Here is a 19,304-nt window from a genome sequence, read left to right as displayed (position 1 = left end):
GTTCAGGTGGGTGTGCACGACCTCGGTGATGTCGGCGTGGAAGCGGTCGCCGTCCGGTCCTTCGGGGATCGGTCCCGCAGCGACCGCCCGACCGGAGATCTTCGCCTCGCCCGGCCACTCGGCCTCGGAGCCCTCGACCGGGTCGACCGTGGCGCTGTGCAGGGCAAACCGCGGATCCCGACGGAGATCCGCGCCCTTGCGCGCGTTCGGCATGGAGCCAAAAACCAGGTCGCCGTCCTCGAAGACCGTCTCGATCCCGGAGATCCGCGGGGACCCGTCGGCTCGCAAGGTGGCCATTGTCTTGTGCCTGTGAGCGTCGAACAGCGCTCGCACGCGCTGCGCGAACTCCGGCTCTGTCTGCTCGACGTCCCGCCACGCCGCCATATGCCCATGATCGCACCGGTGAGAGACGAGTGGCGGCACAGGGGGACTGTGACCACATCTCCATCACCAGGCGACCCACCCGCCGGCCGCGCCTGCGACCGTCTCCGACAGTGATGGAGCGCCCTCGCCACGTCCCTGCCTCCCCACGCCTGATCGCGCTCGGGCTGGCGGGGCTCGCAATCCTGCTGCTCGTCCTCACCCTCGCGATCTGGGTGCGTGTCGACCGGCTGCAGGTGGCGGAGAGCGACTACGTGCCCACCTACGTGGCCGGCACCCTGATCCGCGAGCACAGCGGCGGCGCCATCTACGACCAGGCCGCCGAGGGACCCTTGTACCGCCGGCTCAACCCCGGCTACGAGCTCCCGAAGATCCTCCCCTACATGAGCCCGCCCGCGGCGGCGGCGCTCGCCGCACCGCTCACCCTCCTCGATCTCCCCACCGCCTACCGGGTGTGGTGCGCACTCCAGCTGCTGATGCTGGCCGGCGCCGCCGCGCTGGTGGTGCGGGCCGCGCCCTGGCCGGCGGCCACTCCGCGCACCGTGCGCATCGCCTCGGGCGGCATCGCCCTCGCCGGCCTCGGGACCTTCGAGGCACTCCTGCTGGGGCAGTGGGACGGGATGCTCGCCCTCGGCCTCGCCGCCGCCTACGCCTGCTGGCGGCGCGGCCGGCTCGCCACCGGCGCCGCCCTGCTCGGCGCCACCGCGGCGCTGACCAAGCCCCACCTCTGCCTGGGCCTCGCCGCCTTCCTCCTCGCCTGGCACGACCGCCGGGTGCTGCTGGCGGCGCTCGGCGGGGTCGCATCCACGGTTCTCGCCGGAACCCTGGTCGCCGGGCCGGGGGCCTGGCTGGGGATGCTCCACGCCACCCAGTGGGAGGCGACCAGCGCCGATCGCCCGGCGGCCGACCTGCTCAGCCTGTCGGGCGTCGGCGGTCTGATCGGCGGCCAGGGCGGGGTCGGACACGCGCTCGGCTACGCCCTGGGAGGGCTCGCGATCGGCGCCGCCTACCTCATCGGCCGGCGCGTCCGCCGGCATCCCGAGCACCTCGAGTCCGGCCTCGGCGCCGCCGTGCTGCTGTCGCTGCTCGCCGCTCCCCACCTGCTGCCCCACGACATCGCCCTGCTGACCCCGGTGATCGCATGGACGCTCGCCCGGGCGGCGGTGCGCGACGCCGCCTCCGGACGTCCCTGGCCGGGGCCGTGGGTGTGCCGCGCCCTCGCGGTGGTCACGGTCCTCAACGGCGCGGTCGCCGTGAGCCTGACCAGGGGCCGGCTCATCGAGCCGGCGGTGGTCGTGCCCCCCTGCCTGCTCGTCGCCGCGGGCCTGCTCTGGCTCGACACCCGGAGGCGCGCCGCCCGCCGACCTGCGAGGGCGATGCAAAGCACCGGTTAAGGTTCGTGGTCGGCGCTGGCCGCGACACGGTTCCCGCTTGACTTTGCGGTCAGGAGCGGATCAACTGTTCCGGAGAGAGTTGGAGGGAACACGTGGAGCCGATGACGCACGCCGTCCTCCGTTCGACGGATCGCAGGGACGACGGCGCCTCCGCGGATGCGGAGCTGGCTCGGCGGGTGGTCGAGTGGCTGAGCACCGACGAGGAGGGTCGCCGGATCCTCCGCGCCCTCGCCGAGCGTCCCGCGGCCGGGGCGGAGGCCCTCGCCCGGCGGCTGCAGCGGCTGGACGTGCTCCAGCCGGCCGCCACCGTCGGGGTCGAGCCCTGGCGGAGGCCCCACGCCGCGGGCGAGACCGCTGACACACGGGATCTGGCCGGCCTGCTTCCGCTGGCGGGGATCGGGCTCCTCCTGGGTGGTTTCTTCGCCTTCCTCCTCGGGGTGCTCAGCATCGGGCTCGGCGATCCCGGGCGTCCCCCGCTCTTCGTGTTCGGGATCATGCTGATGCTGCTCGCCCTGGCGCCGATCATGGCGGGGCGCGTCCTGGCACGCGGCCGCGCCACCCGGCTCGAGCCGGGATCGCGCCGGGTGATCACCCTCACCGTCATCGTGGCCGCGGTCACCATCGCCACCGTGGTCGCGGGGGCGCTGGGGCGCTAGAGAGCCGTGGCGGCTCCTACCGGCCGATCACCGCGACCGGGACCTGGGGCCCGGCCGAGGGAAGCGGCGGCGCCGAGGTGAGTCGCCGCCCGAGATCGCGGAGCGGGCGCTCGACGATCCGGAACGTCAGGTCGGAGACGACCAGGGAGACGGCCATCACCGCCACGAACATCACCCCTCCGTCGGCGAGGTGGGCGGAGTCGTGCAGGGCGGCCCGCACCAGCGGATGCCAGAGGTAGAGGGCGTACGAGCGACCGCCCAGCCACACCACCCAGGAGCCGGAGAGCGCGCCCAGCTGATGCTGGGAGAGACCGGCCACGAGGACGGCTCCGAGCACGGCGGTCGCGGTCATCTGGTACGGCAGGGCGAAGGGATGGATGCCGATGGCCAGCAGCGTGCCGAGCGCGGCCACGCTGAGGCCGCGGGGGATCCGGGGGAGCCACCGGAGCTGGGAGAGGAGGGCCACGCAGCACCCCGCCAGCAGCTGGTCGGCGCGCGTGTCCGTCGAGAAGTACTCCCTGATCAGCGAGGTCCCGGCGAGGCCCAGACGGTCGACCGTCGCCAGGGCGACCCCGCAGACGGCGAGGATCAGCGCGCCCCGGGCGCCCTTCCATCGCCATCCCGCGATCAGCAGGACCGGCCAGAGCAGGTAGAACTGCTCCTCGATCGACAGCGACCACGTGTGGGTCGCGGGGTCGACGAGGAGGCTGGGGGTCGCGGTCCCGACCGAGAGGATGTGCCAGTTCTCGACATAGAGCAGGCTGCTCAGGACGGTGCCGTGAATGCTCGCGACGCCGCCCGCGTCGCCGCGGAGGTGGCCCCAGGTCAGCACCGCGAGGAGGAACAGCACCAGGGCGGGCAGCAGGCGGAACCCACGCCGGATGTAGAACCTGGCGAGCGCGATCCGGCCGTTGTTGCCGATCTCGCCGACGAGCAGGCGGGTGATCAGGAATCCGGACAGGACGAAGAAGAGGTCGACGCCCAGGGTGAAGCCGCCGATCGCCAGGCAGTGGCTGATCACGACGAGCAGGGCCGCGACACCGCGCAGACCCTCCACGGACCGGTTGATCGGGCGGGTCATCGCCGCGCCGCCGCGGGCACGGGCGTGTCGGCGGCGCGGGCGACCCGCGGCGCCGGCGCGGCGGTCAGGACCGCGGCGCGCGCCAGAGCGGGCCGTTCGACCGCGAACCAGCTGACCGCCGCGGGCACCAGTCCGGCCAGCGCCAGCACCACGCAGGTGGCCGCCCAGGGCAACGCGACCAGGTGCCGCTCCCTCAGCAGCTCCTCGGTCACCGGATGCCACAGGTAGAGGCCATAGGAGACCACCCCGATCGCCGCGAGGGCACGCGCCGGCGGCGACCTCCAGGCCGGCGACCACAGCGCGATCACCAGCAGCAGCCCGAATCCGAGCCCGAACACCTCGTCGCGCAGGGCGTGGCCGAGGGACGAGGCACCGCTGCCGTCGGCGGCCACACCGAGGAGCCAGAGCGCCACGGCGACGCCGATCCCCGCGGTGCACACCCGCAGCGCCGGCACGCCGTCGAGACGGCTCATGCCGCGGCGCAGGGCGCCGGAGCGCTCGGCCACCGCCACCAGGATCCCCGGGCAGAACAGGTAGAGCTTCGCGGGAAGGCCCAGGGTCAGGATGCTCGGCGGCCGGTCCCCGGCGTCGTTGACGGTCAGGTCGCGCGCCACTCCGATCCACGCCTCCCCGAAGGTGGCGACCACCAGCGAGAACAGCGCGGACGCGACCCAGACCGCCAGCACCAGGGTCACCAGCCGGCGGGCGGTGATCGCCGGCCACCGTCGTGCGACGAGATGCGCGGCGATCGGGACCGCGACGTAGAACATCGCCTCGATCCCCAGGGTCCAGGCGACGGAGTGGATCGTGTACGCGTCCCCCGGCACGACGTCGTGCACCAGCAGCGCGTGGGCGGCGAGGTCGGAGAGGCGCAGCCCCACCGGGGGGGTGAGCACGAGCACGGCGAGCAGCACCAGCCAGTAGGCGGGGAGGATCCGAAACGCCCGGCGGATCGCGAACGCCCCGGTCCGGGGGAGTGGGCTGCGCTCGAGGAGTGCGGCCACGAACGGCCGGGCGATCAGGTATCCGCTGAGGACGAAGAACAGGTTCACGCCCGACCACAGGTAGTGCCGCCACTCCGCCGACGGCGCGCGGGTCGCGTCGTTGAGGTAGTTGGCGTGAGCGCAGACCACCATGAGCGCCGCGACCGCCCGCAGGGCGTCGATGTTCCGCGAACGCGATCGGCGGCCGGCTCCCATGAGCTGCGACTGTCCCATGGGCGGGGGCGACGCGCCGTGCCGCCGCGGTTGCGAGTCGGTTGCGGGCCCGGCACGCCACCGGCGAGCCGCCGAAACTCCCACCGTGACCCCGCCGCCGCGAACCCATCTCCCCGCCCTCGACGGCGTGCGCGCGCTCGCGGTGCTGGCGGTGATCTCCTTCCACACCTGGGAGCACGCACTCCCCGGCGGATGGGTGGGGGTCGACGTCTTCTTCGTCCTCAGCGGCTACCTCATCACCTCCATCCTGCTCCACGAGCACGGCCGCACCGGTGCGGTGTCGCTGGGTCGCTTCTACCTCCGCCGAGCGCTGAGGCTCCTCCCCGCACTCGGCGCCTGCATCGTGATGGCGGTCTGGCTCGCGGCGCTCCTGCGGCCGGAGCTCGGGCCCAGCACCAACCAGGAGGCGGTCTTCTCCGCCCTCTACGTGGGCAACTGGATGATCGTCACCCACGAGCTCGGGGGGATGCTCGGCCACACCTGGTCGCTCTCGATCGAGGAGCAGTTCTACCTGGTCTGGCCGCTGCTCCTCTGCGCCCTCCTCGCACTCGGTGGGCGCCGCGCCCTGCTGGCGGGCACGGTGGGCGGCGCCGTGCTGGTGGTCGCCCACCGCCTGACCACCGGCGGAATCGTCCAGCTCCGCACCGACACCCGCGCCGACACGCTGCTCGTCGGCTGCGCCCTCGCCGTGCTCGTCTCCGAGGGGATGTTCGAGCGCATCCCGCGGTGGCTGGTCCGGGCGGCGGGGATGGCCGGGATCGGGTGTGTCGTCGGAATCGGAGCGCGCCTCGGCACCTCGACGATGAGCGGCCTGGGCTACACCCTGAGCGCGATCGCCGCCGCGGCCGTGCTCGCCACCCTGGTCAGCGGGTCCTGGCCGGCGCTGAGCCGCGCGCTCTCCTGGCGGCCGCTGGTGGCGGTGGGTCGCCGCTCCTACGGCGTCTACCTCTACCACGTCCCGCTGTACGAGGCCTTCGTCCAGATTCGCCACGGTTCCGGACCCGCCGCCCTGCTGCTCACCGTCGTGCTCACGCTGGTGGTCGCATGGGGGTCGTACCGCTACCTGGAGGCGCCCTTCCTCCGCCTGAAGGACCGTCGCACCAGCGGCCGGCGGACGGCGGCCGCCGCCGCCGGTTAGCGGCCGGTGGCCGCGCCCCGACTGCTCACCGCGATCTCCTCGGCGGTGGCCGACACCTGGCGGCAGCCCGCGGTCACCTGCTGCATCGCCGCCATCACCTGCTCGGTGGCGCTGCGCTGCTGCTGGCTGGTCAGCCTCACCCGGTCGCAGCTCTCCACCACCTCCTCCATGAGGGCGAGGCCGGAGACCATCTGCTTGGCCCCCTTCTCCATCGCCATCACGGTGGCGTTGGTCTCGGTCTGGGCGCCGTCGATGATCCGCCCGATCTCCGCCGCAGAGGCCTTGGAGCGCTCGGCGAGCCGGCGCACCTCGTCGGCGACCACCGCGAAGCCGCGCCCGGCGTCGCCGGCGCGGGCGGCCTCGATGGCGGCGTTGACGGCGAGCAGGTTGGTCTGGTCGGCGAAGTCGTTGATCAGCGTCAGGATGGTGGTCACCTCGTGCACGCGGGTGGCGAGGGTGACGGTCCGCTCGCTCGAGAGCAGGATGTCCTCGCGGGCATGCTCGAGGCTCTGCCGGGTCTGCTCCGCCTGGGCGGCGACCCGCTCCACGGTGTCGGCGACCGAGCCCGAGCTGCGGGTCAGCTCCTCGACGCTCGCCGAGGTCTGGGTGGCGGCGGCGGCCTGCTCGGCGGACGAGGAGGCGAGCTCCTGCGAGGTCCGCGAGTGCAGCTCGACGACGTGGCGGCGGGTCGCCACCATGTGGTTGAAGCTCTCGGCGAGGTCCACCAGCTCGTTCGGCCCCGACGGCTCGACGTGCACGGTGAGGTCGTCGGCCGCCACCCGGGACGCCGCGTCCGCGAGCGCGCGGATCGGCCTGGCGGTGCGCCGCGCGAAGAGGACGGCGACGGCGGCGAGCAGGGCGACCGCGACCACCGCAAGGACGACCGCGAGGCGGGTCAGGTCGGCTGCGGGCCGCAGCGCGACGCCCGCATCCTGGGTGGCCACCACCACCCAGCCCAACGACTTCACCGGCGCGTAGCCGGCGATCGCGTCCTGGCCGAAGTAGCTCGCCACCCGGACGCTGCCGGTCTCGCCGTCGAGGCCCCGGGTGAGGGCGGGGTCGTCAAGACGGGTGGTCAGGTACCCGGCCTGGCCGAGCAGGGTGGCGTCGTCGCCGGCCCCGGGATGGCCGGAGTTGAAGACCAGGAGGTGATCGCGGTCGAAGGCGCGCACCTGCACGTTGCCTCCCGCCGACCGGCCGGCGATGAGGCCGTCGAGGGCACGCTCCTTGAGGTCGCCGACGACCACGCCAACGGTGGTGTTCGCCGCGTCCTTCACCGGGCTGGCGACGTACCAGCCCAGCGCGTCGCCGGCCCGCATGATGTCGGTCACGGTGGGCCCGGCGAGCGCAGCCTGGAACCACGGCTCCCGGCCGCTGACCGTGATCGGCGAGTCGGCCGGCACCGAGGCGCGCAGGTGCCCCGCGGTGTCGAGGACCGCGAAGCGGTCGAAGTCGTCGTAGAGGGCGGTGGCGCGGGCCAGCTCGGGGGTCAGCGTCCCGTCGCTCAGGTGGGCGCCCACGACCAGGCCGATCGCGCCCAGGTTGGCCTGGAGGTCGTGGATCCAGTCGTCGACGCGCTCCGCGCTGGCGGTGGCCGCGGCGCGGGAGGCGGCGGCGCCGGCGTCCTCGAGGCTGGTCGACGCGCTGTGGGTCAGCACCGCGGTGAGCACCGCCATGACCGGGATCGACACCCCGAGCAGACCGGCGACCAGGCGCACGGAGAGGCGGCCGGACAGCCTCCTGACCGGAGGGGGCAGGCTGACGTGATGTGCTTCCATTGCGGTGATGGTGCTCACCTGACCTTCGAGTCACCGGTCGGGTCACCGCTCCGTCACCGGGGCGGCACGCCGCGGACGCGGCGTGGTCCGTCCGTGACAGGGCTCAGCCGATCTCGCCACCCAGTACCTGAGCCCGGCTCCGCGGTCAACTCCGCTGTGCGAGGAACTCGTCCGGGCTCAGGTAGTGCGGGTTGTCGAGGACCATCCCGCCCAGCAGGATCCTGGGGTGGGTCTTGAGGACGTCGACGAGGATGCCGCCACCGAATCGCTCGAGGTCGTAGAGGCAGAGCCCCCACTGACCGTACCGGGGCGCGAACCGGTTGTACTCGGACTCGTAGTAGGAGAGCTCGTCGAGCTCGGGGAGCTCTCGGAGCGCCCAGGACATCTCGCCGACGATCCGCGCGAACCGGAATCCGCCGCCGCTCATCGCCGGGGCCAGCGAGGCGTCCCAGAAGTTGATCATGTCGTCGGTGCAGAACCTGCCTCCGCCGCACTTCGCGTAGGTCTCCTTCGCGGTGTGGAGCTGGACCTGCCCGCTCTCGATGCTGGCGTCGACGTCGCCACCGTCGGAGATCCCCTGTCGCACCCGCGCGGTGTCCTCCTGGTCGACGATGCAGACCACCTTGTCACCGGCGCGCATCCCCGCCTTGAGATACGGGAACAGGATCTCGTCGCGCTCGGCGTCCCCCATGTAGAGGGCGCAGATGTGGTCCCCCGGGGCCAAGTCCAGCCCAGGAATTCCGAAATCCAGGGTCGATGCCATGACCCGCCTCCTGACACTTCCGGCTGCTTCTCGGTTTTTTTCGCTCATCCTCTGCGGGCGAGAACCCGACCGGAACTGTCCTGACCGAGAGGAAGGGGCCGGAAAACAGCATTCTGACATCACGGCGGCATGCCACCAGGGCGATGTGGATCACCCTGTCTTCCTCTGTCAGGCCGTGGGAGGGACGTGCGGTCCGGCGCCCGGCGCTACCCGGTGGTCCGGGTGACCCGCACCGCGCTGCCGTCGTTGAGGAGCTGGCTGCCGACGATCACGCAGAGGTCGCCGGGCTTCAGCCCGTCGAGGATCTCGACGTAGCCGCCGTCGGAGATGCCGACCTGGACGTTGCGGGGATGCGCCACCTGCCCCTCGACCACCCAGACGGTGGGGGCGCTGTCGAGCTGCTGCACGGCCAGTCGCGAGATCACCACCGGGCTCGGGCGGCTGACGCTGACCCGCACGTAGGCCTGGAGCCCGGGCAGCACGGAGCGGTCCGCGGTGTTGGGGGCGTCGACGGTGGCCTGGAACACCTGGCCGGCGCCGCTGGCGCCGGCGGCGATCTGCACCACCCTGCCGGTGAGGGTCGGGCCCGAGGCGGTGCTGCCCGGTGACGGGGTCACGTTGATGTCCGCGGGGGCACCCACGGCGACGAACTGGCGGTCGCTGATGGGAAGGCTGGCGGTGACCTGGATGTGGGCGTTGTCGACCACGGTGAGCAGCACCGCCCCGGGGGCGGCGACGGTGCCGGCGGCGGTCTTCATCTCGCCGACGGCGCCGTCGATCGGGGCCTGGAGCTGGGTGGCGCGGCCCTGGGCGATCTCGATCTGCTGCTGCACGATCACGTACTGCCCCTGGTAGCTGCTGACCTGGGCGTTGAGCGCGGCGACCGTCTGGGCGTCGCCCCGCGCCTGGGCGATGGCGATGCGGCTCTGCGTGTTCTGGATCTCGGTCTGGATCAGCCCCTGCTTGGCGTGCAGGGCGGCGGACTGCGCCTGGAAGGGCGTGGGGTCGAGCGCGATCAGCGGCTGGCCCCTGTGCACGGTCTGGCCGGGCTTGACCAGGACGTCCGTGACGGTGTCGCGGAAGTCGACGCTGACCGGGACGCTGATCCCCGCGGCGGTGATCCCCACCCCGCCGGGATGGTCGGACACGGTGCGTGCCCCGGCGGTGTAGACGACCACGTCGTGGGTCGCCGAGGCCCCGCCGCAGCCGCCCAGGACGCAGGCGAGCACGATCCCGACGGCGTACGTCCGCGTTCTCTGCATGTCCGTCCCAGTGATGGACCGCCAGTCCGGTCCTCAGGGTAGAACGTCGCACCCCCCCGGATCCTGCGGCGGCGTCCGGGTGGACACCGCAGGGCTGTGTAGCTGGGCGAGGAGAACAGTGACAGTCGTTGACGCTGATGCTATCGTCCCGCCCTGCTCCCGGCCGCTTGGAGACACCCCACCACGCCCGCTCTCCGAGTGGTCAGGGGGCACCAGCCGGGGCTACCGCCCCGCCACCCGCAGCTTCGCCACCGCGGGGATCACCTCGGCGGCGAGCACCTCGAAGGGCTCCGCGTCGATCACGTTGGCCATGTTGACGATGGCGTGGTCGATGCCGCGCTCCGCGAGGGTCTCGAAGTGGTGGATCGCGGCGGCGGCGTCCATGCTGCCGTCGCGCCCGTCGCGGGTGAGGTGGATGGTGCCGAGGCTGGTCTTCTCGATCTCGGCGTAGGGCCTCCCCACCGCCTCGCAGTGGCCGCGGAGCACCGCCAGCTTGTGGTCGAGGACGGCCATGTCGCCGGAGGCGAAGAGGTTGCAGGCGTCGCCGTACTGGGCCACCATCCGCAGCGTCCGCCGCTCACCCCCGCCGCCGATGAGGATCGGCGGGTGGGGGCGCTGGATCGGCGGGGGCGAGCAGAGCGGCCGCTCCAGCTGGTAGTGACGCCCGTGGTAGGGGCTGTCGTCGCCCGCCCACATCTGCCGGGCGATCTGGAGGGTCTCCTCGAGACGGTCCATGCGCTCGCCGAGCGGCGGGTAGGGGATGCCCAGGCCGCGGTGCTCCTCCTCGTTCCAGGCGGCCCCGATCCCGAAGTAGGAGCGGCCCCCCGAGAGGACGTCGAGGGTGGTGGCGATCTTCACCAGCACCCCGGGGTGGCGGTAGGTGACGCCGGTGACCATCGTCCCCAGCCGGATCCGCCGGGTGCGCCCGGCGGCGTAGGCGAGCGCGGTCCAGCCCTCGAGCATCTCGTTCTCGGGCGGCCCCACCATCGAGATCTGGAAGAGGTGGTCCATCACCCACAGGCTGGTGAGGCCCGCCTCCTCGGCGCGCTCCGCGATCCGCGCGAAGTTCTCGCCGATGTGCTCGTGGCCGTCCGGCCACGTGAAGCTCGGTACCTGCAGTCCAACTAGCACGCTCTCTCCTCGGGCGGTCGACGACTGCCCTCCCCTCGGCAACAGTACGCCGATCGCCAGGACGGGCGCGGTGCGCGTTGGGATAGCCTTGGAGCCCATGGGAGGATCGCGCACCGCCGCGCTGCTCGGGGCGACCGCGCTCGCCGGGGCGGCCGCCGCCCTCGCCGGGGTGGCCCGGGCGGGCCGGAGCGAGGAGCGCCGCCTCCGTGACGACCCCGAGTACGTCGAGCTCAACCGGCCGCTGGTGGGACGGTCGCGCACGGTGGTGTCGGCGGACGGCACCCGGCTCCACGCCGAGGTCTACGGCGCCGAGACCGCCCCCACCCTCCTGCTCGTCCACGGCTGGACCTGCGCTCGGCGCATCTGGCACCCGCAGATCGTCGAGCTCTCCCGGGACTTCCGCATCGTCGCCTTCGACCTCCGCGGCCACGGCGACAGCGGGCCGGGCGAGTTCTCCACCGACGCGCTCGCCGACGACCTCTCCGCGGTGCTCGCCTCCTGCCTCCCGGCCGGCGAGCGGGCGGTGCTGGTGGGACACTCGATGGGCGCGATGTCGGTGCTGGCCTGGGCCGAGCGCCATCCCGCCGAGGTCGACCGCGTCGCCGGCGCGGTCCTGGTGAGCACCGGCATCGGCGACCTGGTCGTCGAGTCCCGGCTGCTCCCCCTCCCCCGCACCCTGGTGCGCACCCGGCGGCTGGTCGGCGCCGGGATTCTCACGGCGCCGCCGATCCCCCTGCCGCTGCTGGCTCCGATCTCGCGCCGCGGCGTCCGGTACATCACCCTCGGCGCCACCGCCACCCCGGCGCAGGTGGCCTTCTGCCACGAGGTCGTCATCTCGTGCCGCCCCGACACCTGGACCGGCTGGGGGCGGGTCCTCGGCCGCCTCGACCTCGGCAGCGCGGTCGAGCGGCTGAACGTGCCCACCCTGGTGATGGTCGGGGAGGAGGACCGGCTCACCCCGCCCTCGCACGCCCGGCGGCTGGAGCGAGCCCTCCCCCGCCCGGCGGGCCTGGTGCTGGTGCCCGGGGCCGGCCACATGCTCACCCTGGAGGCGGCCGACGAGGTGAACCGCCGGATCCGCGAGCTCGCTGGCGCGCTCCTGGGGACGGCCGTCCTCGAGCGCTGACTCAGGGGGCAGCCTCGGCGTCCAGCCGGGTGTCGATGAAGCCGAGGGCGAGCGCCCCGGCGGCGAGCAGCGCGGCGGCGGCGATGCCCAGCGCCACCCGCATGCCGCCGACGAAGGAGCCGCCGGCGAGCAGCGAGCCGAAGAGGGCGACGCCCACCACCCCGCCGACCTGGCGGGCGGCGTTGAACACCCCGGCGGCGATGCCGATGCGCTGGGGCGGGACCGAGCCCACCAGCGCGGTGGTGAGCGGCGGCACCACCAGGCCCCAGCCGCCGCCCACCGCGAGCAGCGGCAGCACCATCGCCGGGTAGGCGGTGGCCGGGCCCATGGTGGCGAGGGCGGCGAGGCCGGCGGCGGCGGCGGCCAGGCCGGTGACCACCAGCCGCCGCGGCCCGATGCCGGTGACCAGCCGGCCGGCGAGCAGGTTGGCGCCGACCACGCTGAGGGTCATCGGCAGGAAGGTGAGCCCGGTGAGCAGCGGCGAGTACCCGCGCACCCGCTCGAAGTACAGCGCCATCACGAAGATCTGCCCGTAGAGGCCGAGGTTGAGCAGGACCCCCACCGCCGCGGTGGCGGAGAAGGACCGCGCCCGGAAGAGCCCCAGCGGCAGCATCGGGCTGCGCCCCCGCCGCTCGACGGCGACGAAGGCGGCACCGGCGGCGGCGGCGGCCGCGAAGGCGCCGAGCACCGGCGCCGAGCCCCAGCCGAGGTCGCCGCCCTCGATGAGCGCGAAGGTGAGCGCGCCGCTGCCGAGGATCGCCAGCAGCTGGCCACCGAGGTCGAGACCGTAGCCCGGCGCGGAGCCGGCGCGGTCGCCCGCGGAGGCGGGGCAGAGCAGGCTCAGCAGCAGCCCGAGGAGACCCAGGCCGCCGGTGAGCAGGAAGACGGCGCGCCAGTCGGCGGCGCCCACCAGCAGCCCGCCGGCGAGCGGCCCGACGGCGATGCCGGCGCCGCCGCTCCCACCCCAGAGGGCGATGCGGCGGGCCCGCTCGGCGGTGCCGGTGACCGCGTGGCTGAGCACCCGCATCGAGGCGGGCAGCACCATCGCGGCCCCCAGGCCGGCAACCCCCTGGAGGAGCGCGAGGGCCCCGGCGGCGGGGGCGGCGGCGGAGAGCAGCGAGGCGGCGCCGAAGACGGCGAAGCCGGCGGCGAGAACCCTGCGGCCGCCGAGGCGGTCGCCGAGGGCGCCGGCGGTGAGCAGGGTGCCGGCGAAGGCGAGGTTGTAGGCGTCGACCACCCACTGCAGCGCCGACACCCCGGCGCCGAGGCCGGCGCCGATGCGGGTGAGGGCGACGTTCACCACCGTCGTGGCGAGGATGACCGCGAAGTAGCCGAGGCTGGCCGCCGCCAGCGTCAGTCGGTCGGAGCGCGGCCCGGATCCCCCCACACCGGCACGGTAGCGGATCGGCGCGAACCCGGCGCATGGGCCGATGAGGTGTCTTTCGCGCCAACCAGTGACGCATACATTATGATAACGACGATATATGGATCGGCATCACCCGCCACCCCGGTGGCGGCGGTGGAAAGGAGCAGCTGGGCATGGGTGATCGAGCCGCAGGTCCGCAGGATCAGTCGTTGCCCGAGCTGCTCAAGCAGCTCGCCCAGGAGGGCAGCACCCTGGTCCGCCAGGAGATCGACCTGGCCAAGGCCGAGGTCGGCCAGAAGGTCGGCATCGTCAAGGAAATCGCCCCGGCGGCGGCGGGGATCGTCAGGAAGGATCTCGCCCTCGCCGGCCGCGAGGTGTCGTCCACGGCGAAGACGATGGGGATCGGCGTCGCCGCCCTCGCCGCGGCGGGGGTGGTCGGTCTGGTCGCGCTCGGAATGGTCGCGGCCACGCTCACCGCCGTCATCGCCGTGTGGCTGCCGGTCTGGACCGCCGCCCTGATCGTCACCGTGTTCCTCATCCTCGTCGTCGGGCTGCTGGCGCTGACCGGCGTGGGCCGGTTGAAGGCCGCCATGCCGCTGCTGCCCGCCGAGACGGTGAGCACCCTGAAGCAGGACGTCGAGGCGATCAGGGGCAAGGTGATGCAGGCGTTCCCGCCGGTGCCCCGGCAGACCGTCGAGACCGTCAAGGAGGACGTCGCGATGGTCAAGGAGGAGATCGGCGTGCTCAGGGACAGCGTGGCCGGCCATCCCCCCGCCACCACCTCCAACGGGAGCGCCCCGGCCGCCGAGCTGACCGGCCGCACCCCGACCCCCGCCGGCCTCAGCGAGGAGGCGCGGCAGTGGCTCGAGCAGAGACGGTCCTGACGGCCGTCGTCGTCGCATCACCGGTCACGGAGGAATCCCCATGGGTCATCTGATCGCCTGGCTGCTCGTCGGCCTGATCGCGGGGGCGCTCGCCGGGCGCGTCGTCGAAGGCGGAGGCTTCGGCATCCTCGGCGACATCGTCGTGGGGCTGGTGGGCGCGTTCATCGGCGGCCTCATCCTCCACGCCCTCACCCGCAGCGACGTGGCCGGCAGCTTCATCGGCGAATGCATCGTCGCGTTCGTCGGCGCCTGCATCCTGCTCGCGGTGCTGCGCAGGTTGGGACGTGGTTCCCGCGGCGGCAGGGGGGCGACGGCCGCATTCCGGCGCTGAGGTCCAGGGGAAGCCGCGGAGTGCGCGCGCCGGCGCTCACTCGTAGGTGATCATGCCGCGGATGTTCCTGCCGCTCCGCATGTCCTCGTAGCCCTGGTTGATGTCGCGCAGCGCGTAGGTGGTGGTCACCAGCTCGTCGAGCTTCACCTGTCCCTGGCGGTAGAGGTTGAGGATCCGCGGGATCTCGACCTGGGCGTTCGAGGAGCCGAAGAGCGCGCCCCTCACCTCCTTCTCGTACATGGTCAGCTCGAACAGCGACATGTCCGCGGTGGTGTCCTCGGGGTGGGCCACCGAGGTGACCACCACCCTGCCCCGCTTCCCCACCAGGCTGAGCGCCTGGCGGATGTACGCCCCCTCGGCGACGTCGGTGGTGATCAGGCAGCTCTGGGCGAGCTGGCCGCGGGTCAGCTCGCTGACGATCGCCCACGCCTCGTCGTAGTCGGCGGCGGTGTGGGTCGCGCCGAGCTCCTCGGCCTTCTCGCGCTTGAAGGGCACCGGGTCGAGGGCGATGATGTGCTGGGCGCCGGCGCAGCGCGCGCCCTGCACCGCGTTGGCGCCGACGCCGCCGATGCCCATCACCACCACGGTGTCGCCGGGACGCACGCCGGCGCTGTTCACCGCGGTGCCGAAGCCGGTGGTCACGCCGCAGCCGACCAGCGACGCGACCCTGAGTGGGATGTCGTCGTCGATCTTCACAAGCGACGCCGCGGGCACCACGGTGTAGGGGCTGAAGGTGCCGAGCAGGCACATCTGCCCGACGTCCTCGCCACGGGCGTGGAAGCGGCAGGTGCCGTCGAGCTGGGGCCCGAGGATGATGTTGGCGCCGAGGTCGCAGAGGTTGCTGTGGCCGCTCGCGCACCAGGTGCAGCGACCGCAGGCGGGCAGGAAGGAGAGCACGACGTGGTCTCCGCGAGCGACCTCGCGGACGTTGGGGCCGACCTCCTCGACCACCCCGGCGCCCTCGTGACCTCCGACCACGGGGAAGGGGATCGGGATGTCGCCGGTGACCAGGTGCTCGTCGGAGTGACACAGCCCGGAGCTGGCGAGCCGGACCAGCACCTCACCCTCGGAGGGCCCGTCGAGCTCGACCTCCTCGACGCTCCACGGCTGGTTCAGCCCCCACAGGACCGCGGCTTCCATCTTCATCGATCGCGACCTCCACGTCCCCCGGCCATCAGCGACCCACGGCCTCTGTCCCGAGGATGTCGAGTGCACCCTCGCCCAGCCGTGCGCGCAGCACCTTCTTGTCGAACTTGCCGACGCTGGTCTTCGGGACCTCGCTCACGAAGGCCCAGCGCTCCGGCACCCACCATCGCGCCACCCTGCCCTCGAGGAAGCAGCGCAGCTCCTCGACGGTCACGGCGCGGTCGGGTTCGACGACCACGCAGGCGAGCGGGCGCTCGTCCCAGCGGTCGTCCTTCACCGCGATCACCGCCGCCTCGACCACCGCCGGGTGGGCCATGATCGCGGCCTCGAGGTCCATCGAGGAGATCCACTCGCCGCCCGACTTGATGACATCCTTGGCACGATCAGTCAGCTGGATGAAGCCGCGCTCGTCGATGGTGCCGACGTCGCCGGTGCGCAGCCAGCCGCCGTCGAAACGGTCGGGCGCTGGATCGCGGTGGTAGGCGCCGGTGATCCAGTTGCCCCGCACCTCGATCTCCCCCACCGACTCGCCGTCCCAGGGCAGCACGGTGCCGTCGTCGGCGACATGGCGCACCTCGACCCCGGCGGAGAGCCGGCCCGACTTTCCGCGGTAGCGCCACGCGTCCTCGGGTGCGCCGTTCTTGGGGGGGCGGGAGACGGCGGCGAGCGGGCTGGTCTCGGTCATCCCCCACGCCTGCATGATGGTGATGCCGTGCCGCTCCTGGTACTTCTGCTGCAGCGTCAGCGGCACCGCCGACCCGCCGCTGAGCACCACCCGCAGCGACGACAGGTCGGCGGGGTGGGTCTCGAGGTACCGGAGGATGTCGTTGAGGATGGTCGGCACCGCGCCCGCGATGGTCGGCCGCTCCGCCTCCATCAGCCGGACCATCGGCTCGGCCTGGAGGAAGCGGCCCGGCAGGATGAGGTCGGCGCCCGCCATCCACGAGGTGTAGGGAAGGCCCCAGCAGTTGGCGTGGAACATCGGGACGATGGGCAGCACCCGGTCGTACTGGCTCATCGCGAAGCAGTTGCCCATCGCCGACGCCATCGAGTGCAGGTAGGTCGAGCGGTGGCTGTAGACGACACCCTTGGGATTGCCGGTGGTGCCGCTCGTGTAGCACATCGCCGCCGCGCTGCGCTCGTCCATCTCCGGCCAGGCGAACGTGTCCGGCTCGGCCGCGACCAGCTCCGAGTGGCGCAGCACGTCGCCGAGCGCGGAGGCGTCGCCGTCGCCGATGACGATGACCGTCTCGACGGTGGTCAGGTCCTTCAGGACGCGCGCCAGCACCGGCACCAGGGAGTCGTCGACGAGGATCACCCGGTCCTCGGCGTGGTCGATGATGTAGGCGAGCTGCTCGGGGAACAGCCGCAGATTGAGGGTGTGCAGGACCGCGCCCATCGAGGGCACCCCGAGGTACGCCTCGAAATGTTCCTGGGTGTTCCAGCACAGGGTGCCGACACGGTCACCCTCGACGACACCGAGGCGCCGCAGCGCGTTGGCGAGACGGGCGGCGCCGGCGCCCACCTCGCGATAGGTGGCGCGGCGGGTGCGGTCTCCGTCGAAGGTGACCACCTCGCTGTCCGCGTAGACCGCGAGCCCGTACTCCAGCAGCGAGCCGACGGTCAGCGGGCGCCCCGGCATCGTGCTCTGCATCAGTCGTCCTCCCCGTCGCGGCCGCCTCGCCGCCCCCGGCGCCGCGGCCTGACCGGCCAGTACGGTACCCGATTCACACGACGATCCCGGTGCGCACCGCCTGGCTCACCGCCGCCGCGCGGCTGCTCACACCCATGCGGTGGAGCAGCGCGGCGATGTCGCGGCTGACCCCCGACGGGGTCCTGCCCAGGATGCGGGCGATGTCCTTGTCCGTGAGGCCCTCGGCGAGCAGCGACAGCAGCCGCTGGTCACTCGCCTGGCGGGCGATGTCGTCCGGGATGGTGAGCACGGTGGCGATGGCGCCGCCGAGCCGCGGGTCGAGGTACAGCTGGCCGTCGCGGGCGCAGGCCAGCGCGGTGACCAGGGCGTCGCCCCCCGCCTCCTTCAGCACGAAGCCGCGCGCGCCGGTGGCGAGGGCGCGGTGCAGGGTGCGGGCGTCGGGGAAGGCGGTGAGCACCACCACCTCGAGCGGCGGCTGGCGCAGCCGCGCCTCGCGGATGACGTCGATCCCCGAGCCGTCGCGCAGCTCGATGTCGACCACCAGGAAGGAGACCGACTCGGGGAGGGTCTCGAGCCGGGCACGCACCTCGGCGACGCTCCCCGCCTCTGCCGCCACCCGGAAGCGGCCGTCCGCCTCCAGGAAGCTGCGCACCCCGGCACGCACCAGGGCGTGGTCGTCGACGACCATCACGCCGCCGGGGGGCGCCATCCGCACGGTCACGCTTTCGCCGCCTCCGCGGGCGTCCCCCGCAGCCCGATCCGCAGGGTGTGGCCGCCATCGTCGTTCTCGGCGAGGAGCAGCTCGCCGTCGAGGGGCTCGAGGCGGCGACGGAGCGCGGCCAGGCCGAACCCGCCGCCAGCCGGGCGCGGCTCGACCGGCCGCGCCTGGCCGTCGTCGCGCACCTCGACCACCAGGCGGTCCTGCGAGGCCTGCAGCCAGAGCACGACGTGCCGTGCCGAGCCGTGCCGCACCGCATTGGCCACCCCCTCGCGCACCGCGCCGAGCACCACGTCCCACACCGCCTGGCCGACGGCGAGCCGCGACCAGTCGCCGACCAGGGTGATCTCGCACTGGTAGAGCTCGCGCAGGCCGCCGAGCAGCTCGCCGAGCCGGTGGGGCTCGCCGTCGGCCGCCACCAGTCCCTCCATCGAGTCGATGGCGCCGCGCACCTCGCGGCCACCTCGCGCGGCGAGCTGCTCGATGCGTGAGATCACCGGCGACAGCTCCGGCGGCGCTCCCACCCGGGCGCGCGCGCACTCGGCGCCGATCACGTAGAAGAGCTGGGCGACGCTGTCGTGCAGCCGGCCGGCGATGCGCAGGCGCTCGCTCTGCCGGGCCGCGTCGGTGTCCTCCGCGACCAGCTGGGCGATGCGCAGCGCCAGCGCCACCTGGCTGGCGAAGGCGTCGACGATCACCCGCTCGTCCTCGCCGAGCGGGTAGTGGACCGAGGCCCCGCGGTCGGCGCAGAGGATGCCCACCAGCCGCTGCTCCGAGTAGAGCGGCGCCACCGTCAGCGAGGCCAGCTCGAAGGTCTCGATGAGGTGCTCGGGAACCGAGCCCTCGGCGGGCACGTCCTCGGAGTGGACGGTGTGCCCGCAGACCACCGCCTGCTCGATCACCGGGATGTCCGGGATCGCCTCGGCGACGGCGCGGATCTGGTCACTGGACACGCCGTAGCCGCAGAGCCCGCGGATGAATCCGTCGCGGTCGACCGCAAAGAGCGCGGTGCGGGAGAACCCCAGGTGCTCGGAGGCGACCCGCACCACCTCCTCCACCACCCGCGCCGGCGCCGTCTCCCCGCTGTTCAGGTGCCGCAGGATCCCCGCGAGCAGACGCACCGTCTCCATGGCGGAGCCGTTGGGGGTTGGTGGCGCGGTCACAGCCGTCTGACAGTACCGCGCGCAGCCGGTTTCGGTCCTCCCGCGATCTCGGCGCCGTTGTTGGGGGTGGGGGGTGGAGCTTGGAGTCGGTTCTGCCCGCCCCGCCCGACTACAA

The 19,304-nt window shown here is 73.1% G+C and carries 18 protein-coding genes; 6 read left to right on the top strand and 12 right to left on the bottom strand.

Annotation, left to right across the window (positions count from 1 at the left end):
- A partial coding sequence (locus VGL20_02640) for a pyridoxamine 5'-phosphate oxidase family protein (GenBank protein ID HEY2702565.1) occupies positions 1-384 on the bottom strand: 384 nt, incomplete at its 3' end.
- 113 nt (positions 385-497) lie between these two features.
- Between VGL20_02640 and VGL20_02635 the strand changes: the two genes are divergently transcribed.
- Together VGL20_02635 and VGL20_02630 are read left to right on the top strand one after the other, a co-directional pair.
- Complete coding sequence (locus VGL20_02635; protein ID HEY2702564.1) at positions 498-1,775, top strand: glycosyltransferase 87 family protein; 1,278 nt, start codon at positions 498-500, stop codon at positions 1,773-1,775.
- 101 nt (positions 1,776-1,876) lie between these two features.
- Positions 1,877-2,431: a hypothetical protein gene (locus VGL20_02630; GenBank protein HEY2702563.1), complete on the top strand. Its 555-nt coding sequence runs from the start codon at positions 1,877-1,879 to the stop codon at positions 2,429-2,431.
- Between the two features lie 16 nt (positions 2,432-2,447).
- On the opposite strand, the gene VGL20_02625 is transcribed toward VGL20_02630, so the two are convergent.
- Positions 2,448-3,512, bottom strand: coding sequence for an acyltransferase (locus VGL20_02625; protein ID HEY2702562.1), 1,065 nt, complete (start codon positions 3,510-3,512; stop codon positions 2,448-2,450).
- Positions 3,509-4,711: an acyltransferase gene (locus VGL20_02620; GenBank protein ID HEY2702561.1), complete on the bottom strand. Its 1,203-nt coding sequence runs from the start codon at positions 4,709-4,711 to the stop codon at positions 3,509-3,511. The genes VGL20_02625 and VGL20_02620 overlap by 4 nt, the downstream gene beginning before the upstream one ends.
- Positions 4,712-4,814: 103 nt before the next feature.
- On the opposite strand from VGL20_02620, the gene VGL20_02615 reads away from it, so the two are divergent.
- The gene (locus VGL20_02615; protein HEY2702560.1) at positions 4,815-5,867 is read left to right on the top strand and encodes an acyltransferase; all 1,053 of its coding nucleotides are present in this window, start codon (positions 4,815-4,817) and stop codon (positions 5,865-5,867) included.
- Here the strand turns inward: VGL20_02615 and VGL20_02610 are convergent.
- From VGL20_02610 to VGL20_02595, 4 genes are all read right to left on the bottom strand, one after another.
- The gene (locus tag VGL20_02610) at positions 5,864-7,645 is read right to left on the bottom strand and encodes a methyl-accepting chemotaxis protein (protein HEY2702559.1); all 1,782 of its coding nucleotides are present in this window, start codon (positions 7,643-7,645) and stop codon (positions 5,864-5,866) included. The two genes, VGL20_02615 and VGL20_02610, sit on opposite strands and share 4 nt — an antisense overlap.
- Positions 7,646-7,790: 145 nt before the next feature.
- Positions 7,791-8,369 (bottom strand): MEDS domain-containing protein, encoded by a 579-nt coding sequence (locus VGL20_02605; protein ID HEY2702558.1) that lies wholly within the window; start codon positions 8,367-8,369, stop codon positions 7,791-7,793.
- Positions 8,370-8,614: 245 nt separating this feature from the next.
- Positions 8,615-9,670 carry an efflux RND transporter periplasmic adaptor subunit gene (locus VGL20_02600; protein ID HEY2702557.1) on the bottom strand — a complete coding sequence of 352 codons (1,056 nt, stop codon included), beginning with the start codon at positions 9,668-9,670 and terminating at the stop codon, positions 8,615-8,617.
- Between the two features lie 222 nt (positions 9,671-9,892).
- Positions 9,893-10,801, bottom strand: coding sequence for an LLM class F420-dependent oxidoreductase (locus tag VGL20_02595; GenBank protein HEY2702556.1), 909 nt, complete (start codon positions 10,799-10,801; stop codon positions 9,893-9,895).
- Between the two features lie 97 nt (positions 10,802-10,898).
- Between VGL20_02595 and VGL20_02590 the strand changes: the two genes are divergently transcribed.
- Positions 10,899-11,927: an alpha/beta hydrolase gene (locus tag VGL20_02590; GenBank protein ID HEY2702555.1), complete on the top strand. Its 1,029-nt coding sequence runs from the start codon at positions 10,899-10,901 to the stop codon at positions 11,925-11,927.
- Between the two features lies 1 nt (position 11,928).
- Here the strand turns inward: VGL20_02590 and VGL20_02585 are convergent, their stop codons facing one another.
- The gene (locus VGL20_02585; protein HEY2702554.1) at positions 11,929-13,314 is read right to left on the bottom strand and encodes an MFS transporter; all 1,386 of its coding nucleotides are present in this window, start codon (positions 13,312-13,314) and stop codon (positions 11,929-11,931) included.
- A 188-nt stretch (positions 13,315-13,502) separates the two neighbouring features.
- On the opposite strand from VGL20_02585, the gene VGL20_02580 reads away from it, so the two are divergent.
- Both VGL20_02580 and VGL20_02575 read left to right on the top strand, forming a co-directional pair.
- Positions 13,503-14,177 carry a phage holin family protein gene (locus VGL20_02580; protein ID HEY2702553.1) on the top strand — a complete coding sequence of 225 codons (675 nt, stop codon included), beginning with the start codon at positions 13,503-13,505 and terminating at the stop codon, positions 14,175-14,177.
- A gap of 40 nt (positions 14,178-14,217) precedes the next feature.
- The gene (locus tag VGL20_02575; GenBank protein HEY2702552.1) at positions 14,218-14,508 is read left to right on the top strand and encodes a GlsB/YeaQ/YmgE family stress response membrane protein; all 291 of its coding nucleotides are present in this window, start codon (positions 14,218-14,220) and stop codon (positions 14,506-14,508) included.
- 36 nt (positions 14,509-14,544) lie between these two features.
- On the opposite strand, the gene VGL20_02570 is transcribed toward VGL20_02575, so the two are convergent.
- The 4 genes from VGL20_02570 to VGL20_02555 form a co-directional block, all read right to left on the bottom strand.
- A complete protein-coding gene (locus VGL20_02570; GenBank protein HEY2702551.1) occupies positions 14,545-15,654 on the bottom strand; it encodes an NDMA-dependent alcohol dehydrogenase in 1,110 nt (369 codons plus the stop codon).
- A 28-nt stretch (positions 15,655-15,682) separates the two neighbouring features.
- A complete protein-coding gene (locus VGL20_02565; protein ID HEY2702550.1) occupies positions 15,683-17,308 on the bottom strand; it encodes a long-chain fatty acid--CoA ligase in 1,626 nt (541 codons plus the stop codon).
- Between the two features lie 73 nt (positions 17,309-17,381).
- On the bottom strand, positions 17,382-18,029 hold the full coding sequence (locus tag VGL20_02560) for a response regulator transcription factor (GenBank protein ID HEY2702549.1): 648 nt from the start codon (positions 18,027-18,029) through the stop codon (positions 17,382-17,384).
- On the bottom strand, positions 18,026-19,189 hold the full coding sequence (locus tag VGL20_02555; GenBank protein HEY2702548.1) for a GAF domain-containing protein: 1,164 nt from the start codon (positions 19,187-19,189) through the stop codon (positions 18,026-18,028). The genes VGL20_02560 and VGL20_02555 overlap by 4 nt, the downstream gene beginning before the upstream one ends.
- Positions 19,190-19,304: the final 115 nt, after the last annotated feature.

The sequence above is a fragment of the Candidatus Dormiibacterota bacterium genome (genome assembly GCA_036495095.1).
Classification (GTDB): Bacteria; Chloroflexota; Dormibacteria; order Aeolococcales; family Aeolococcaceae; genus CF-96.
Note: the sequence above shows the minus strand (reverse complement) of the source record. Positions and strands in the feature narration are given on the sequence as shown.

Excerpts from the sequence above, each read along its gene's own strand:
- VGL20_02635 (HEY2702564.1), top strand. The coding sequence starts at position 498 with ATGGAGCGCCCTCGCCACGTCCCTGCCTCCCCACGCCTGATCGCGCTC.
- VGL20_02630 (HEY2702563.1), top strand. The coding sequence starts at position 1,877 with ATGACGCACGCCGTCCTCCGTTCGACGGATCGCAGGGACGACGGCGCC.
- VGL20_02625 (HEY2702562.1), bottom strand. The coding sequence starts at position 3,512 with ATGACCCGCCCGATCAACCGGTCCGTGGAGGGTCTGCGCGGTGTCGCG.
- VGL20_02620 (HEY2702561.1), bottom strand. The coding sequence starts at position 4,711 with ATGGGAGCCGGCCGCCGATCGCGTTCGCGGAACATCGACGCCCTGCGG.
- VGL20_02610 (HEY2702559.1), bottom strand. The coding sequence starts at position 7,645 with ATGGAAGCACATCACGTCAGCCTGCCCCCTCCGGTCAGGAGGCTGTCC.
- VGL20_02600 (HEY2702557.1), bottom strand. The coding sequence starts at position 9,670 with ATGCAGAGAACGCGGACGTACGCCGTCGGGATCGTGCTCGCCTGCGTC.
- VGL20_02590 (HEY2702555.1), top strand. The coding sequence starts at position 10,899 with ATGGGAGGATCGCGCACCGCCGCGCTGCTCGGGGCGACCGCGCTCGCC.
- VGL20_02575 (HEY2702552.1), top strand. The coding sequence starts at position 14,218 with ATGGGTCATCTGATCGCCTGGCTGCTCGTCGGCCTGATCGCGGGGGCG.
- VGL20_02570 (HEY2702551.1), bottom strand. The coding sequence starts at position 15,654 with ATGAAGATGGAAGCCGCGGTCCTGTGGGGGCTGAACCAGCCGTGGAGC.
- VGL20_02565 (HEY2702550.1), bottom strand. The coding sequence starts at position 17,308 with ATGCAGAGCACGATGCCGGGGCGCCCGCTGACCGTCGGCTCGCTGCTG.